This is a genomic window from Pseudoalteromonas sp. CH_XMU1449-3 (assembly GCF_037027245.1).
GTDB lineage: Bacteria > Pseudomonadota > Gammaproteobacteria > Enterobacterales > Alteromonadaceae > Pseudoalteromonas > Pseudoalteromonas shioyasakiensis.
Window position 1 is genome coordinate 214,281 of record NZ_JAYMDY010000005.1, and the last position, 16,292, is coordinate 230,572.

Here is a 16,292-nt window from a genome sequence, read left to right on the forward strand (position 1 = left end):
CGTTTTATTAATTCATCGATATAGACTGTTGTTCATTTGCCAAGTGTTGCGGCAAGTCTATTTCTAAGGGCAGCCGTACCAAAATAGTGGCCCCCCCGTACTCATTATTACTTGCCGAAATAGTGCCTTGATGTAAGGCTACAAATTCCCGACAAATAGCTAATCCAAGCCCAGTGCCTCCCGCACCACTGTTGGTTTTACTGCTTTGCTCAAACTTAGCAAAAATCTTTTCAAGCTCTTGTTCAGGGATCCCTATTCCGCGGTCAATAACAGCGATTTCGGCCATCTGCTCATTCACCGCTAAACTAATATCAATTTCGCTATTCGGCTCACTAAACTTCAGTGCATTACCGATCAAGTTACGCATAATTTGATTAATTTGTTCTTCGTCGCACTCAAGCACAATGCCTTGTTCAAAACCTATAGGCCGAATAGCAATACTTTTTTCAAGGGCTGTGCCCGACACATCATCAATGCTGGTTTTTATAATATTGCTTAAGTTATGCTTTTGCGGATTGAACGGGAATTTCCCGACATCGAGCTTTGATAGATCGAGTAAGTTATTTAGCAGCGATAATAATCGCTCACCACTTTGCTCAATTCTAGATAGATACTTGTTTAACTTGTCTTTACTTAAATCGTCATTAGCAACCTTATCAAGCCCAAAGCGAGCAAAGCTTAAAATAGAATGCATAGGTGTTCTAAGTTCATGAGACATGTTCGCTAAAAACTCAGATTTACTATGATTTGCCGCTTCTGCCACATTTTTAGCATGCTCTAACTGAGCAGTACGGGCTTTGACCTCTTCTTCAAGCAAATCTTTAGCTTCAACGAGTAAATCTTCTTTCTCTTTAAGATGTGTAACGTTCTTAAAGATCACCGCTAGCGCAATTTCTCCGTGGTGGTCGATTTCGTTAAACGAGCCAACTAAAGGCACCTCACTGCCATTTTTCTTGAGTAGTCGTAAGTCACAACTAAATTGTCGGTTTTTACTTAAAGTCGCAATCTTATCTTTGATGCGCTCAGTTGATGCCACATCAAAAAATTCAAAAACAGAGCAATTCTCAAATTCTTTCAGCGGCTTTTCAAACAGCTGCTCGCAGGCGTCGTTAGTTTCTATAACCTTACCACCACGCTCAAATAGAATGATGGCATCGGGTGTATGCTTAAAAATAACCCGTAATAAGCTGTCTTTTTCAATGAGTGCATCAACTGTATTTTGCAAACGCTCTACTAATTCAGTGTTATGACGCCTTAATAGTTCTGTTTGCCAAAGTTTATGTACTGATTGCAGCAGACTATTATCATCAATCGGCTTGATGAGCACATCTTCTACCCCTTGACGAATAGCTGCTACCATCGAGACTTGATCTGGCTTAGAGGTATAAAGTAAACAACGACTATTAGGCTGACATGTTTTGAGCTTATTAAAGAGCTCAAGCCCTGTGCCATCAGTAAAAGTAAAATCACTAATGAGTAAATCAATGCTCTGTTCTTTAATAACATCCACAGCAGATGCAGTATTATCAGCTGTGAAGGTTTTAATATGTGCCCCTTTGAGGTTTAGGGCTATTTGCGCCAAACGTTCAGCACAGTGATCGACAAGTAACACGGTAGGAAGTTGAAGAATATTATCGCTGTCGAGCTCAAGTACCCCTTCTAATAAAGAGCTAATCTCTTTATTTGCAAAGAAGGGGTAAATCACCACAGCATTAGGTAATAGGCGATTTACTTCACTAAAATGCTCTAGTAAATCACTACGCTGCGCTTTAGGCGCTAACAGCAAGAAATGCTCTTGTGAGAACACTCCCATTAGCGTTTTAATAACAGTGGTTGGCACACCATGAGAAGCTGCAACAAGATCAAAGTCTTGCTCTAAAACAGCATCATCAACCATTGCAAAATGTAATAGCTCAACTCGACAGCCAATAAGCTCTAGCAGCACCTTGACCCGCATTGCTAAAACACTATTGCTATCAACAATCAATATTCTTCGCACAGTAGACTAGACTCGCTTAATAATAAATACCTATTTTAGCGTAGCCTAAAATCGCAATGGGTCACAATTTGTACCGCATTTTTTATTAGCTTTTTAGCTAATTAACTGTCTAAACGCTTACCTAAAATAGTAAGGCTATAGGCTTTATCATCCATGATCGCAATCTCAGGAAGCTCTCCCCAGACCTTGTAATCAAAGCGATTAAACAGTTTTATGCTCGGTAGGTTGTGGCTAAAGATAAAAGCTAATAACACCTTGATATCAAGTGTTTTTGCATGCTGTTCTGAAAATGTAAGCAATTGTTTACCTAGCCCCTTCCCTTGAGCTTGCTGGGTGATGTAAATGCTAATTTCAACTGTACCATCATAGGCAGGTCGGCCATAAAATGACTTATAACTCAGCCAAGCAAGCACTTTACCTTGTTGCTCAAAAACAAAAATAGGTCTTTTCTCTGTATGGCTATCAAACCAAGCTTGTTTGTCTGCAACCGATACCTCTTCTGTATCTGCAGTTACCATACGACCAGGGATGGTCTCGTTATAAATAGCGACTATGTCAGTTAAATCGGTCTGTGTTGCTTTGCGAATCGTCATAAATAGCTGAAATTAAATGATCACTTTGCTGCATATTAGCGTATATTCATCAGAAATAACTAGCGGGAAATAACTATGTATAAATATGCTTTGTTACTTGCAGCAGGCCTAATAACAACCAACCTTGCAGCACAAACTACTGAGGCTACGCCAGCTGCTAAAGCAAGCAGCCAATGTGATGATTTTACCAATGTCACTATGAGAAAGTTACGCTCAAAAGAGTCAATTAACTTCTGCGAATTCAAAGACAAACCACTCCTAATAGTCAATACAGCTAGTAATTGTGGTTTTACCGGCCAGTTTGAAGGCTTAGAGGCTATTCATAAAGAATATAAAGACCAAGGCTTGGTCGTATTAGGATTTCCATCAGATGACTTTTTCCAAGAAGAAGACGATGAAAAAGACACTGCAAAAGTATGTTTCATCAATTATGGCGTAACCTTTAATATGCTTGCTACCAGTGCCGTTCGCGGTAGCGATGCAAACCCGATATTCAAGCACCTAAACGAAGCAACCAGCTCACCTAACTGGAACTTTTACAAATATTTAGTGTCTGCTGACCGTAAGACAGTGCAGCGCTTTAATAGTAAAACTAAGCCACAATCGCAAACTTTACGCGATGCAATTGAAGCTGAGCTGACTGCAAAATAAATTTAATTTTTCGTTCGGTAAATATTGAACTAAACTAGTAATTTAATACTAAAACACACATTAGGAGATGTTATGGCAGTAGCCAGTGCAAGACACATTCTCGTAGACAGTGAAGCTCACTGTTTAGATTTAAAACAGCAAATTGAGCAAGGAGCTGACTTTGCAGAGCTTGCTCGTGCTCATTCTAATTGCCCATCAGGTCAAGATGGCGGCGCATTAGGTGAGTTTGGCCCTGGCATGATGGTTCCAGAGTTCGACAAAGTCGTGTTCTCTGCACCAATTAACCAAGTTCAAGGCCCAGTGCAAACCCAGTTTGGTTATCATCTTCTAGAAGTAACAAGCCGTACTGACTAATTGACAAATTGATTTCAAAAAGCCGCTTCACAGCGGCTTTTTTTGCAAAGGATACCATCATGCAATTACTAGGCTCTACTACCTCACCTTTTGTGCGCCGTATTCGGATTTGGGCGGCACTTAATAACCTACCTATTGATTTTGTTAATTTGGATATTTTCTCTGAGCAAGACAGACAAACCATGATTGCTCATAACCCTGCCAGAAAAATTCCTGTATTAATCGACCATGATTTTACCTTATGTGATTCCAACTCAATTATTCGCTACCTGCTCGAAAAAGCTGATCAGCCGTTACTTAGCTGGCAGCAAGAGAACTACTTAACCATTATCAATGCCTGCAATGATTCACTGGTAGAAATTTTACTTTGTCAGCGTTCAGGGTTTGATACCAACAGCGACAAACTATTTTTTAATTTACAGAATGAACGAATTGTTGAAACATTAACCTATTTAAATACTCATTTATCGGAGCCAGTATTTAAAAGCTGTGAATACCTCAACATCAGTTTATACTGCTTGCTAGATTGGATCCGCTTCCGCGAATTAACTGATTTTAGCCAACTAGAAAACTTAGTTGATTTTTATCATAAATTCGCCGATAAAGCGGCGGTACAACAAACAGATCCACGAATATAAAGATAAGGGTTACGCAAATGAGCGATATCGAAATTGAATCAGAATTAGTTAGCTTTGTAGAAAAAGTTCGTTTGAACGAATCTATGTGGGCACTGGGTGCCGAAGATGGTGGTTTTGTTGTCTGTGAATCAAACCAATTTAGCGACACAGATGTGCTATTACTTTGGGGTACTGAAGACGCTGCAAAAGCACAATGTAAAGATGAGTGGCAAGACTATACCCCTGTTGAAATTGGCCTAGACGAATTTCTTGATGAGTGGGTTGAAGACCTTAACGAAGATGATGCGCTTGTTGGTTTAAACTGGAACGATGATCAAGTATGCGTTGAAATCGAACCTGTTGGTCTAGCTAAAGCTCTTTGCGATTAATCGCAATCCTTAAGCTTATAACGACACGGCCGTATTTATGGCAGTGTCGTTTAGCTGGAAACTTGATACTTATATTGATTTTAACAATAGAACCACTATTACTTGCAATCAATGCCTTGCCTAAATCGCTTTTAATTCCAACTGAAGCTCGCATCTTGAGGTGGTTTGGGTATATCAGTTATACTCTTCGACACATCTTTATTATCAAGGTATTAGGTTGAAGTCCCATCTTGGTCGTAGGCCCTTTTCGGCCATGGAATTACATACCCTGTATAATGGTTACATTTATGGTGATCAGCGTTTAGCACGTGAACAAGCTAAGCATTGGCACTTTTGGCTGCCTTTATTTGCCTATTACACCGGTGCCTACAGCGATGAAATTGGCCATTTAACCCTTGATAATATTGTCACCCTTGATGGAATTCGCTGCTTTGATTTTCATACACATGGCAAGATAAAACCCCGCTATGTGCCTATCCACAATGCATTACTCGATGCAGGACTTGACCAATACTTAGGCTATTTAAATGAGCAAAATCAGCAACGACTGATGTTTGATTTACCCGCTAAATCTGGTCGCTACAGCGAAAAAGTACGTATTTGGTTTTCGGGTGAAGGTGAACGCGCTGGTTATTTACAAAAGTGCGCTATTCCTACTGTTGATCAGCAAGGTATGAAAACCGCGATAAGCAGCTTACGGCTCAACTTTGAACAACAAGTGCGAATTCATGCACTGCAAGCCAGCTGCAAAGACGCCTTTAACTACTTGCTTGGTTTTAAAGATTTCAACGAGCAACGCTTTGCTGATATGCAGTTATTAAATACCGTGCTGCAAAACATACGACAAATAAACCCGCAACTGCATTGGCAGCGTTTCATTGACCGCCATAATTAACTGACAAACTTTGTTACTAACTATTTATTACTGTTCAAATTAAAACCTGATAGCATGGTGACTCGCCCCTCATAGCAGGTGCCTTTCTAACAACAAAAAATCAGGGATACTTATGTTCTTAAAAAGCCTATTAACGGTGAGTGTTGCACTTGCTGTTAGCTCTGCCCATGCCAATGAATATGTTATCGAAAAGCTTGCCAAGCCTAGCTCACAACAAGTAGAACTTACGCTTGATCCTGCAAAAGACAATTTTTCTGGTCATACCGAAATTGCTTTAGAGGTTCTAAAAGCAACGAATTATATCGAATTAAACGGTATTGATTATGCAGTTAGCATGGCGAAAATTTTAGGTGCAGAAAACTGTGACCTAAGTGCTGAAATGCTAAAAACAGGCAAAGTTAAATTCGCTTGTGAAGAAAAAATTCAGCCAGGTAAATACACTTTAAAAGTTGATTTTACCGCACCTTATAACCGCCAAAGTGTTGGTTTATATAAAACTTTAGATCAAGGCACACCTTATCTTTTCACGCAATTTGAAATGAGCGATGCGCGTCGTGCATTCCCGGTTTTTGACGAGCCAAGTTATAAAATTCCATTTCAGCTAACTATCACAGCGCCAACATCACAAAAAGTGTATGCCAATACACCGGTTTTAAAAACCAAAGTTGATGGCGATATGACAACGCACTTTTTCGACAAAACGCCACCTATTCCTTCGTACTTAGTCGCTATGGCTGTGGGCCCGTTTGAAGAGCTTGAAATTAAAGGCATGCCAATCCCTGGCCGTGTACTGACTCCGCAAGGTAAAATTCACCTTGCTGATTACGCAAAAGAAAATATGCCGCGTGTGTTAAAAGCGCTAGAAGATTATTTTGGCATTCCTTACGTATACAAAAAGCTAGACTCAGTGGCAGTACCAGAGTTCCCATTTGGCGCAATGGAAAACGCAGGCCTAGTGACTTATCGTGAAGACATTTTACTAGTAGATCTTGCAACAGCAACGCGCAGCAAAAAAGAGCGTAATGTATCAATCATTGCCCATGAGTTAGCTCACCAGTGGTACGGTAACCTAGTGACTATGAAGTGGTGGAATGATTTATGGTTAAACGAAGCATTCGCAAGCTGGATGGCAGCGAAAATCACTGCACAAATCAACCCAGAATTTGAGTCGCACTTAGACTTACCACAAAACCATGTGATGGCACTAGATGCGCGTCTAAGTACTAAACCTATTCGTAAGCCAATCAAAACTGAAGCTGATATCATGGATGGCCTTGGCCTTGCCTACAGTAAAGGGAGTGCGGTTTTATCTATGGTTGAAAACTGGATTGGCGAAGAGGCATTCCAGAAAGGTATTCGTGCTTATTTGAAGAAATTCTCGTATAAAAATGCAGAAGCTGCTGATCTATGGCAAGCACTAGGCGAAGCGTCTAATAAAGATGTAGCAAGTGTTCTTAAATCGTTTATCGAACAGTCATCTTTCCCACTTATCAAAGTAACGCAAGACGGTAAGAAAATTAATATCAGCCAAAGCCGCTTTGTAAATGCTGGCGTTGATGCGCCTGCACAACTGTGGAATGTTCCGGTTGCAATCAAGTATGGTGCGGGCGACAAAGTTAAAACCGCAAGTGTACTGCTGAATAAAGAAACACAACAACTAACTCTCGACTTTGAACCTGAGTGGATCTACCCAGATCAAGGTGCCATGGGTTATTACCGCTGGGTATTAGATGATGCTCAGTTTAATGCCCTACTAGAGAACGCTGCTGACAAGCTAACTGTTCGTGAACGCTTAGCGCTACTTTCTGCGGTTGATTCATTACTTGATGCAGGTGTTATCTCTGCGGCTCACTTAATGCAAACTTTAGAAGCCTTTGTGAGTGATGCTCACCCATTAGTGGCAAACACAGCATTAGGTTACCTTGCTTCTCAAAAACGCGTATTCGAAGACGACAGCAACCGTGACCTATGGCCTAAGTTTATCCGTAACAGCATTGCACCAGCTGCTAAGCAATATGGATTAACGGCAAAAACAGGTGAAGACGCGGCGGTATCACAGTTACGTGCGCAAGTTATTGCCCGTCTAGGTTTTGATGGCCAAGATCAAAAAGTCATTGATACCGCAAAAGCACAAGCGGCACTGTACTTAAACAACCCTGAAAATGTTGACCCATATTTAGCCTCAACTTACTTAAACCTTGCGGCTTACCATGGCGATGCAAAGTTACTTGAAAAGTACAAACAAACCTTTAAAACCACCAAAGATCCACAAGTTCGTACTAAGATGCTGGCAGCGATGGGTTACTTTGGTAAACCTGAGTTACAAAAAGCGGTTCTAGAATACAGCTTAACAGATAACGTAACAGCCTCTGATATGCGTACCTTACTAGGTGGGTTAGGCTATGGTAAAGAGCGTGAAGCACTGTTTATTGAGTGGATTTACAACAATTACGATGCCATCACTAAGAACTTACCGCCGTTCTTTGTTCCAAACTTACCGTTCTTCACGACGGCAAGCTGCGATGCGAAAAGCCTAGAGAAAACCAAAACCTTCTTCAACGATAAAATCACTGAAGTACCAGGTTATGCACGTTCTCTTAGTAAGCTTGAAGAAAGCATCAATGATTGTATTGCACTGAAAAACCGTGAGCTAAACTCGGTGAATAGCTTCCTTAAACGCTAATTAAAGCAAATGCGAAAAGGGCCACAATGTGGCCCTTTTTTATTGCGCTAAAATAGCAGTTAACTTAGTTATAAATTGCTCAGCAGCGTCAGGTGAAGTGACTTTAAATGCAATACCATAATGAATGGGCTGTGCACTTTTATAAATGCGAGTTGGAAAGCGGGTCATTTCACTACTGTGAAAGTAGCCTTTGATTCGCGTAATGCCCTCTATTGACTCAAAATCAGCACTGAATACTTCAAATATAGGTCTAATAACAATTTTAGCCTGGCCACTTTGCTCATGAACATAAAATGCCTCTTTTGAGCTAGCTGGCATAAATTCGTTAATATTCTTAATCTTAAAATTACTGCGGCAGCCCGCTTTTACCAGCTGTACACTCACTTGCTCGGCAGAAAAAGACAAAGGCATTCCTTACATATAACGTGGATAGTTTAGCCACAGTACAGCAATCAGGCTGAAAGCGTTAATCATTTATTACATACAAATGCCAGTTTGCTCTGTTTGTAATTTAACCGTGAGATTGAGCCTTCACAAAAGCGTCTTAAATCGAGCCACAGTGATACCACTTCAGGCTCTGTAAGGCTGCGCTTATGAACTCGATTATTAACCGCATAAGCCACAGTGTCTTTGTCAATTAAAGCAAAGTCTTGCACCGACTCAGGTAATCTAAATAAATCACTAACTTCCTCAGTTTGCGGCGCAAAGCGTGCAACCCAATGTTGGTTGTTTTTGTTATAACTAAATAAATAACTGTTTGTGTGCTCATCAAAAATTAAAGTACGGCCAATATCACCGGCAATGACACGCGGTTTAGCAGCTGCAACACGAGTGTATTTCAATGTATGCGGCTCACCTAAAATAAACATGATCAGGTCTTCATCAGCGCCCCAAGCGTGGTAGCCAACCGGCTCAATCCATTCAAAAATTCGGCTTGCAGCTGGCTCTTCTGCTAATGGATACTGCCATAACTTTTGCTTGCCATCTGCTTCGACCACGATTGCCGACAAGGCTTGCTGATTTGGCATCAGCGTAGGCGAGTATTCACTGACAGGCGTGTTGGTGATATTCACGCTGCTCTTAGATGTAAAGTCATAAAACGCAATATCGGTTTGTGACTGGCCATTTTCGTCAACAACCTCATGGGTATAGTAAAGCCCTGTATCAACTAAAAATGGTTGATTATTATAAGCTTTATCATCTGTTACTCGCGACACCTGCATACCATATGGGGTGTCTAACTCGGCAAGTAATATTTCGCTTTTAGGCATCGCTGCATGTACGTGACTGGTAAAAAATGTCCCTGCTGCGACGAAAAGTAAAGACGAAATCAATTTCATGTTGTTCTCTCGTTTTAATTTTTATCAGCCCATGATAGCGTTAATTAATCCGCCAGTCACTTGACCTTACCATGCTCGACCTTTATAACTAGGACGTGTTCGTTTTTTATCAGTTTCTACTGATTGATTTTATGCACGATAATACCAATCGAGCTAAGTAACTGACCATTTAACACGCTAGAATGGTTAACAATTCAAGCCGACTGGTATCAACAATAACGAGAATAATTATGTCAGCTAAACACCCTATCATCGCTATTACCGGTTCATCTGGGGCGGGGACTACTACAACCACCAATGCGATTAAGCACATTTTTAGAAGCTTAAGCATTGATGCAGCCTTCATCGAAGGCGATAGCTTTCATCGTTATACACGTCCAGAAATGGATAAAAAAGTCCGTGAAGCACAACAAGAAGGCAAGCATATTAGCTACTTTGGCCGAGAAGCTAACGATTTTGGCGCCCTTGAGGAGCTTTTTTATCAATATGGCGAAACCGGGCAAGGTAAAATCAGACGCTACTTACATACTTTCGACGAAGCGGTCCCTTATAACCAATTACCGGGCACCTTTACCCCTTGGCAAGACTTAGAATCAAATACAGATATCTTATTCTATGAAGGTCTACATGGTGGTGCTGTCGATGAGAATCATAATGTTGCTAAGCATGTCGATTTATTGATTGGTATGGTGCCTATTATCAACCTTGAGTGGATCCAAAAGCTCATTCGTGACACCTCTGAACGAGGCCACTCTCGTGAAGCGGTAATGGGCTCTATTGTGCGCTCGATGGACGATTACATAAATCATATTACTCCGCAGTTTTCGCGTACTCATATTAACTTCCAGCGAGTGCCAACGGTTGATACCTCAAACCCATTCAGCGCAAAAGATATTCCTTCTTTAGACGAAAGCTTTGTTGTTATTCGCTTTCGTGGCATAGATGACGTCGACTTTCCGTACTATTTGAGCATGATTGAAGGCAGCTTTATGTCTCGTATCAACACCCTTGTGGTACCTGGAGGTAAAATGGGCTTAGCTATGGAGCTTGTGTTAACGCCGTTGATCAAAGATATTATTTTGAAAAAACGCGCCCTTGAAAATTTAGCCCCGGTTGACTTGCCGATTTAACTCACTCGGGTACACTGCTGACTCTGGTGAAAACAATGGAGTCGTCGGCTTGAAACAAACTTTACGTGTTATTGTTGGTTCAAAGAACCCCGTTAAAATTAACGCGGCTAAACATGTCTTTAGTCTTTATTTCCCAAATCATACCATTGAATGCAAAGGTGAAGATGCACCTTCTGGTGTGCCTGATCAGCCGCTAGGCGAAGATGAAACCCGTATCGGCGCTGAAAACCGTGTTAAGTATTGCCAAGATCACTTTGACGCCGACTTTTATGCAGCAATGGAAGGCGGCGCAGAACAATTTAGTTATGGCGCTGCAACCTTTGCCTTTGTAGTGATTGCAAACAAGCAGCAATTTAGCGTTGGTCGCAGTAGCAACCTACCGTTACCGCAACCTTTTTACGATGCCTTGCTAGCTGGTAAAGAACTAGGTGATGTCATGGATGAGGCGTTCAATACCGTTAATATCAAACAACAAGGTGGTGCTATTGGCTTATTAACCAATCATCTTGCTACGCGCGAAAGTACTTATGTACAAGCGCTGACATTGGCCATGGCGCCATTTTCACACCCTACCCTATTCAACCAGTAATTAGGATAACCATGAAGTATAGCCACGTATTATTCGATGCAGATGAAACGCTATTTAGTTTTAATGCATTCGAAGGTTTAAAAGTGATGTTTGCACATTACGGCGTAGAATTTACTGAGTCAGATTATCATCATTACCAAGCAACCAATAAGCCGCTTTGGGTTGCTTATCAAAAGCATGAAATTACCGCCAGCGAGCTACAGATAACTCGCTTTACAGAATGGGCTAATAGACTCGATGTGCCAGCAAAAGAGCTTAACGATGGCTTCTTGGATGCTATGGCCTCTATTTGTGTGCCATTACCTGGTGCAGTTGACTTGCTTACAAAGTTAAAACCACACGCCAAGCTAGGCATTATTACCAATGGGTTTGCTAAGTTACAACAAAAACGCCTAGAGCACACCGGTTTACAGGATATGTTCGATTGGCTGGTTATTTCAGAGTTAGTCGGTAAAGCAAAACCTGCCCCAGAGATTTTTCAACATACATTTCAATTAATGGGGAATCCGCCAAAAGAACAGATTTTAATGGTAGGCGATACAGCTGCCAGCGATATTTTAGGTGGTCACAATGTGGGTATCGACACGTGTTGGTTACAACACCCGGGAGTTGAGCTACCAGAGGATATTAAACCAACTTATCAAATCAATCAGTTGGTCGAGCTTGAAGCTATTCTAGGCTTATGATTCTTGATAATAGTTTGGCAAAAAAAATGACGCTTAAAGCGTCATTTTTTATAACTGTAATATGCTTGCGATTAAGCTGTCGCTACTTCTAGGCCTGGTGCTGGCATAGTCACTGGGGTATCGAATGTTGCCCATTCCCATGCTGACTCAGTCGCCATAATTTTACGAAGTAGTTTATTGTTTAAATCATGGCCTGATTTATAAGCCGTGATTTTACCTAGAATGTTGTGGCCTGTCATAAACATATCGCCCACACAGTCTAAGATCTTGTGTTTAACAAACTCATCGCTGTAACGTAAGCCGTTTGGATTTAGTACTTTAAACTCATCCAATACAACTGCGTTATCCATGCTACCACCTAATGCTAGGTTGTTAGCGTGCATATACTCGATATCTTTCATAAAGCCGAAAGTACGTGCGCGGCTGATTTCTTCAGTGAAGCTTTGTGCCGTGATATCTAAACCGATACGTTGGCGGCTTTCATTGATTGCTGGGTGATCAAACGCAATTTCAAAATCGATGTGGAAACCATCGTATGGTTCGATCTCAGCCCATTTATCGCCTTCTTCAATGCGTACTTTTTCTTTAATACGAATAAAGCGCTTAGCTGCATTTACTTCTTTAATGCCGCCTTTTTGTAACAAATAGATGAATGGTAATGCACTACCATCCATAATTGGTACTTCTGAGCTGTCTAATTCAACAATTAGATTATCAATACCCATTGCCGCTACCGCCGCAATAAGGTGCTCAGTCGTTGATAAGCGAACGCCATCTTTGTTTGTTAAACAGGTACACAGTTGCGTATCACCAACGGCTTCTGGTGTTGTTTCAAAATCAACAACCGGATCAAGGTCTACGCGACGAAATACTATCCCAGTATTTGCGCTCGCAGGTCGGAGAGTAATAGTGACCTTCTCACCTTTATGAAGTCCAATTCCTATGGCTTTGACTACTTCTGCAATCGTACGCTGTTTAATCATAGGTTCGCTCACTTATAGTTACAGTTAGACGGCGAATTGTATCATAAATACATCCAGCTGCCAATTTGTTTATTTATCGAACAAAATAACCAGTAAAAGTCTATTTAGTCAGCTTGCTTTCTAAGAAAAGCAGGGATATCGAAATAATCTCCCCCTTCTGACTTATCAGATTTTTTGCTGCTCTCAGTGCTGCTAGATACTGAGCTGCTCGTTGTACTTTGTTGTACTGGCTCTTGCTTTTCAGACGCTGATGACATGCTTACATCATCGCTGCTACCTTGACTTGCAAAGCTTGGTACATACATGCTGCTAGTTGTTTGGTTCATTGAGCTTTGTACATCAGAACCTGATGCTTTCTTAAAGCCATTATCAACAATACCAAACTGTGGACGACGATCGCCGCCTAAACCTGTTGCAACAACCGTTACACGTAACTCGTCGCTCATTTCAGGGTCAATTACCGCACCCACAACCACTGTTGCGTTTTCTGACGCAAGTGCTTTAACGTGGTTACCAACAATTTCAAATTCTTCAATCGCAATATCCATACCTGCAGTGATATTAACTAGGATACCTTTAGCACCTGTTAAATCGACATCTTCAAGTAGTGGGCTTGAGATAGCCGCTTCTGCAGCTTCTTGTGCACGGTCAGGACCAGACGCAGATGCTGTACCCATCATCGCAGTACCCATCGCTGACATAACAGTACGTACGTCGGCGAAATCCACGTTGATTAGACCAGAACGTGTGATTAGCTCTGCAATACCTTGTACCGCACCAAATAACACGTCATTCGCTTTTGCGAAGGCATCTAATAGTGTAGTGCCTTTGCCCAAAACTTTAAGCAATTTATTGTTCGGAATTGTAATAAGTGAGTCTACAGTTTCTGACAATTCATTAATGCCTTGTTCAGCAGCTGCAGCACGCTTTTTACCTTCAAAGTCAAACGGGCGCGTTACAACAGCAACCGTTAAAATGCCTAACTCTTTAGCAATTTTAGCAACCACTGGCGCAGCACCTGTACCAGTACCACCGCCCATACCAGCTGCGATGAACACCATGTCAGCGCCTTCAAGGCTGGCACGGATAGTCTCAGCATCTTCTTCAGCAGAGTTACGACCCACTTCAGGGTTAGCACCCGCACCTAGACCAGAGGTGATTTGTGTACCTAGCTGTACAGTTACATCTGCTGATGAATTACGTAATGCTTGTGCATCCGTATTCGCAGCAATGAAACGTACGCCTTCAATTTGTTGTTTTACCATGTGCTCAACAGCGTTACCGCCGCCACCGCCCACGCCAATTACTTTAATGACAGCTTCTTCGCTGTGCTGTTCCATCATATCAAACATGTTTACTCTCCGACTTGAGTCTTAAAACTCACCTTGGAACCACTTAGTAATACGGTTCCACCAATTATTATCACCTTCAGCTTTCGACTTTTGTGCATTCATCGATTGCATTGTACGGCCGTATTGTAACAAACCAACCGCGGTCGCGTACGAAGGATCATCTACATAATCTGTCAAACCAACAATCCCGATTGGTTTGCCAATTCTGACTGGCATTTGGAAAATGTCTTCTGCCACTTCCATTGCACCCGTCATTTTTGCTGTTCCGCCAGTAATGACGAGACCTGCAGCAATTTGGTCTTCAAAACCTGAGCGGCGTATCTCTTCCATCGCCAACTCGAATAATTCTCTAAAACGTGGCTCAACAACCTCAGCTAAAGTATGGCGCGACATAATACGCGCAGGTCGGCCACCAACACTCGGTACTTCAATTGTGTCTTCGTTGCTTGCCATTTGGCTACTCGCACACGCATATTGTACTTTGAGTGACTCAGCATGTGATATAGGTGTTCTAAATATTTTTGCAATATCACCAGTCACTTGGTTACCCGCTACTGGAATAACCGCTGAATGACGAAGCGCACCATTAATATAAATGGTGATATCCATGGTGCCCCCACCGATATCTAACACGGCTACACCGAGCTCTTTTTCGTCATCTGTGAGTACTGAATAACATGATGCCAGTGCAGTAAAGATCAACTGATCCACTTCAAGGCCACAACGCTCAACACATTTCTCGATATTCTTTGCCATATCGTTTGAGCAAGTAATGATGTGCGCGCGAGCTTCCATACGCACACCACTCATACCAAGTGGGTTCTTAATCCCCTCTTGCATATCGATGCTGTATTCTTGTGGCAATGCATGGAGCATTTTTCGTTCTGCCGAAATAGGCACTGAACGAGCAATGTGAATGACATTTTCAATATCTTCGTCAGTCACTTCCGTGTTGTTAATTGCCACTACACCGCTTTCATTTTGGCACTGGATATGTTTTCCAGAAATACCTAAATAAACAGAGCTAATACGACAATCAGCCATCAACTCAGCTTCATCTATAGCTCGACGAATCGATTCAGAAACAAGGTTAAGGTCGTTAACGCCGCCTTTATCCATACCATGCGATACTTGGCTGCCAACACCCACAATGCTTAGTTTGTTATCTGCGGTGATTTCACCAACGGTGGCCACAACTTTCGATGTGCCAACGTCTAATCCAATCACTAGGTTTCTTTCTGCTGACTTGGTCATGCCTTACTCTTATTTTCTAATTGTTCTTCTTGCACTGGCTTCCAGCTCACTGCAAGACCGGTATCATACCGTAAATCAACAACATCGATTTGTGCATCTGCACGTTGTTCCATGCGCGGATACACGTCAATAAAACGCTGTACACGCTTTGCTTTTTCTTTGCGGCCTAAGTTCAGGCGAATGCCGTTATCAAGCCATAACTGCCACGAAAAGCGCTCAGAAAGCGCTAAACTGGTCAGCTCTAAGTTATTCACTTTGAGCATTTCTTGAAATTGACTAAAAGCAGTCCACGCCTCGATTTCACTGCCTTCTGGGCCATATAGCTGTGGCAAGCTTGTAGGTAATTTATCACTACTTGCTTGGAACACTTCGCCAGCTTGGTTTAACAGTAAGTCACTGTTCCAATGCGCTACAGCTTGATGCTCAACAACGTATACTTGCAAGGTATCTGGCCATTGCTTTCTGACCGATGCCGTTGCCACCCACGGCAAGCCTTGTACTAAGCGTTGCACATGTTTTACGTCTAATTCAAAAAAACTCGATAAGTCGGCTTTTTTTATTGCACCAATAATTGCTTTCTCATCAGTATATTGGGGTTGCCCAAGTACTGATAAGTGCTTTATTTGTGCGTCTTTGTTCTCTACCAACCAATCTGAGACGCCTGTAGTGATTTTTACTAATGCAAAAATCACTACTAGAAAAAAGCTCACACCAAAAATCAACGACCAATTTAGCTGCTGTTTTAATTGTTGCGCTTTTTCTAAAAAAGGATGCATA

At 41.7% G+C, this 16,292-nt stretch carries 17 protein-coding genes; 9 read left to right on the forward strand and 8 right to left on the reverse strand.

Going from position 1 to position 16,292, the window contains the following annotated elements:
- Positions 1-7 precede the first annotated feature (7 nt).
- Both WA256_RS08675 and WA256_RS08680 read right to left on the reverse strand, forming a co-directional pair.
- Entirely contained in the window at positions 8-1,957 is a 1,950-nt protein-coding gene (locus tag WA256_RS08675; RefSeq protein ID WP_062566601.1) for a hybrid sensor histidine kinase/response regulator, read from the reverse strand.
- Between the two features lie 143 nt (positions 1,958-2,100).
- Complete coding sequence (locus WA256_RS08680) at positions 2,101-2,592, reverse strand: GNAT family N-acetyltransferase (protein ID WP_062566482.1); 492 nt, start codon at positions 2,590-2,592, stop codon at positions 2,101-2,103.
- 75 nt (positions 2,593-2,667) lie between these two features.
- Here WA256_RS08680 and WA256_RS08685 point away from each other — a divergent pair, with 75 nt between their 5' ends.
- The 6 genes from WA256_RS08685 (at position 2,668) to WA256_RS08710 (ending at position 8,181) form a co-directional block, all read left to right on the forward strand.
- Positions 2,668-3,243 carry a glutathione peroxidase gene (locus WA256_RS08685; protein WP_062566483.1) on the forward strand — a complete coding sequence of 192 codons (576 nt, stop codon included), beginning with the start codon at positions 2,668-2,670 and terminating at the stop codon, positions 3,241-3,243.
- A 72-nt stretch (positions 3,244-3,315) separates the two neighbouring features.
- On the forward strand, positions 3,316-3,597 hold the full coding sequence (locus WA256_RS08690; protein ID WP_054552716.1) for a peptidylprolyl isomerase: 282 nt from the start codon (positions 3,316-3,318) through the stop codon (positions 3,595-3,597).
- Positions 3,598-3,656: 59 nt separating this feature from the next.
- A complete protein-coding gene (locus tag WA256_RS08695) occupies positions 3,657-4,235 on the forward strand; it encodes a glutathione S-transferase family protein (protein ID WP_269407368.1) in 579 nt (192 codons plus the stop codon).
- 17 nt (positions 4,236-4,252) lie between these two features.
- Positions 4,253-4,603 (forward strand): DUF2750 domain-containing protein, encoded by a 351-nt coding sequence (locus WA256_RS08700; RefSeq protein WP_054552718.1) that lies wholly within the window; start codon positions 4,253-4,255, stop codon positions 4,601-4,603.
- A 217-nt stretch (positions 4,604-4,820) separates the two neighbouring features.
- Positions 4,821-5,498, forward strand: coding sequence for a hypothetical protein (locus WA256_RS08705; RefSeq protein WP_335990577.1), 678 nt, complete (start codon positions 4,821-4,823; stop codon positions 5,496-5,498).
- Between the two features lie 112 nt (positions 5,499-5,610).
- Positions 5,611-8,181: a M1 family metallopeptidase gene (locus tag WA256_RS08710; protein ID WP_335990579.1), complete on the forward strand. Its 2,571-nt coding sequence runs from the start codon at positions 5,611-5,613 to the stop codon at positions 8,179-8,181.
- A gap of 39 nt (positions 8,182-8,220) precedes the next feature.
- Here the strand turns inward: WA256_RS08710 and WA256_RS08715 are convergent, their stop codons facing one another.
- Positions 8,221-8,586 (reverse strand): hypothetical protein, encoded by a 366-nt coding sequence (locus tag WA256_RS08715; protein WP_335990581.1) that lies wholly within the window; start codon positions 8,584-8,586, stop codon positions 8,221-8,223.
- Between the two features lie 65 nt (positions 8,587-8,651).
- Complete coding sequence (locus WA256_RS08720) at positions 8,652-9,521, reverse strand: hypothetical protein (protein WP_335990583.1); 870 nt, start codon at positions 9,519-9,521, stop codon at positions 8,652-8,654.
- Between the two features lie 230 nt (positions 9,522-9,751).
- Here WA256_RS08720 and WA256_RS08725 point away from each other — a divergent pair, with 230 nt between their 5' ends.
- The 3 genes from WA256_RS08725 to yjjG are packed head-to-tail and all read left to right on the forward strand — an operon-like array spanning position 9,752 to position 11,926.
- Positions 9,752-10,651: a phosphoribulokinase gene (locus WA256_RS08725; RefSeq protein ID WP_335990585.1), complete on the forward strand. Its 900-nt coding sequence runs from the start codon at positions 9,752-9,754 to the stop codon at positions 10,649-10,651.
- 49 nt (positions 10,652-10,700) lie between these two features.
- A complete protein-coding gene (gene yjjX, locus WA256_RS08730) occupies positions 10,701-11,240 on the forward strand; it encodes an inosine/xanthosine triphosphatase (protein ID WP_054561043.1) in 540 nt (179 codons plus the stop codon).
- Between the two features lie 11 nt (positions 11,241-11,251).
- Complete coding sequence (gene yjjG / locus WA256_RS08735) at positions 11,252-11,926, forward strand: pyrimidine 5'-nucleotidase (protein WP_054561044.1); 675 nt, start codon at positions 11,252-11,254, stop codon at positions 11,924-11,926.
- Positions 11,927-11,997: 71 nt separating this feature from the next.
- Here yjjG and lpxC read toward each other — a convergent pair whose 3' ends face one another.
- From lpxC to WA256_RS08755, 4 genes are all read right to left on the reverse strand, one after another.
- A complete protein-coding gene (lpxC, locus tag WA256_RS08740) occupies positions 11,998-12,909 on the reverse strand; it encodes a UDP-3-O-acyl-N-acetylglucosamine deacetylase (protein WP_036971181.1) in 912 nt (303 codons plus the stop codon).
- Positions 12,910-13,013: 104 nt separating this feature from the next.
- A complete protein-coding gene (gene ftsZ, locus WA256_RS08745) occupies positions 13,014-14,261 on the reverse strand; it encodes a cell division protein FtsZ (protein WP_054561045.1) in 1,248 nt (415 codons plus the stop codon).
- Between the two features lie 21 nt (positions 14,262-14,282).
- Entirely contained in the window at positions 14,283-15,515 is a 1,233-nt protein-coding gene (gene ftsA, locus WA256_RS08750; protein ID WP_054552726.1) for a cell division protein FtsA, read from the reverse strand.
- Positions 15,512-16,291, reverse strand: coding sequence for a cell division protein FtsQ/DivIB (locus tag WA256_RS08755; RefSeq protein WP_054561046.1), 780 nt, complete (start codon positions 16,289-16,291; stop codon positions 15,512-15,514). Before WA256_RS08755 ends, ftsA begins: the two co-directional genes overlap by 4 nt.
- Position 16,292 lies beyond the last annotated feature (1 nt).

Excerpts from the sequence above, each read along its gene's own strand:
- WA256_RS08675 (WP_062566601.1), bottom strand. The coding sequence starts at position 1,957 with ATGCGGGTCAAGGTGCTGCTAGAGCTTATTGGCTGTCGAGTTGAGCTA.
- WA256_RS08680 (WP_062566482.1), bottom strand. The coding sequence starts at position 2,592 with ATGACGATTCGCAAAGCAACACAGACCGATTTAACTGACATAGTCGCT.
- WA256_RS08685 (WP_062566483.1), top strand. The coding sequence starts at position 2,668 with ATGTATAAATATGCTTTGTTACTTGCAGCAGGCCTAATAACAACCAAC.
- WA256_RS08690 (WP_054552716.1), top strand. The coding sequence starts at position 3,316 with ATGGCAGTAGCCAGTGCAAGACACATTCTCGTAGACAGTGAAGCTCAC.
- WA256_RS08695 (WP_269407368.1), top strand. The coding sequence starts at position 3,657 with ATGCAATTACTAGGCTCTACTACCTCACCTTTTGTGCGCCGTATTCGG.
- WA256_RS08700 (WP_054552718.1), top strand. The coding sequence starts at position 4,253 with ATGAGCGATATCGAAATTGAATCAGAATTAGTTAGCTTTGTAGAAAAA.
- WA256_RS08710 (WP_335990579.1), top strand. The coding sequence starts at position 5,611 with ATGTTCTTAAAAAGCCTATTAACGGTGAGTGTTGCACTTGCTGTTAGC.
- WA256_RS08720 (WP_335990583.1), bottom strand. The coding sequence starts at position 9,521 with ATGAAATTGATTTCGTCTTTACTTTTCGTCGCAGCAGGGACATTTTTT.
- WA256_RS08725 (WP_335990585.1), top strand. The coding sequence starts at position 9,752 with ATGTCAGCTAAACACCCTATCATCGCTATTACCGGTTCATCTGGGGCG.
- yjjG (WP_054561044.1), top strand. The coding sequence starts at position 11,252 with ATGAAGTATAGCCACGTATTATTCGATGCAGATGAAACGCTATTTAGT.
- lpxC (WP_036971181.1), bottom strand. The coding sequence starts at position 12,909 with ATGATTAAACAGCGTACGATTGCAGAAGTAGTCAAAGCCATAGGAATT.
- ftsZ (WP_054561045.1), bottom strand. The coding sequence starts at position 14,261 with ATGTTTGATATGATGGAACAGCACAGCGAAGAAGCTGTCATTAAAGTA.
- ftsA (WP_054552726.1), bottom strand. The coding sequence starts at position 15,515 with ATGACCAAGTCAGCAGAAAGAAACCTAGTGATTGGATTAGACGTTGGC.
- WA256_RS08755 (WP_054561046.1), bottom strand. The coding sequence starts at position 16,291 with ATGCATCCTTTTTTAGAAAAAGCGCAACAATTAAAACAGCAGCTAAAT.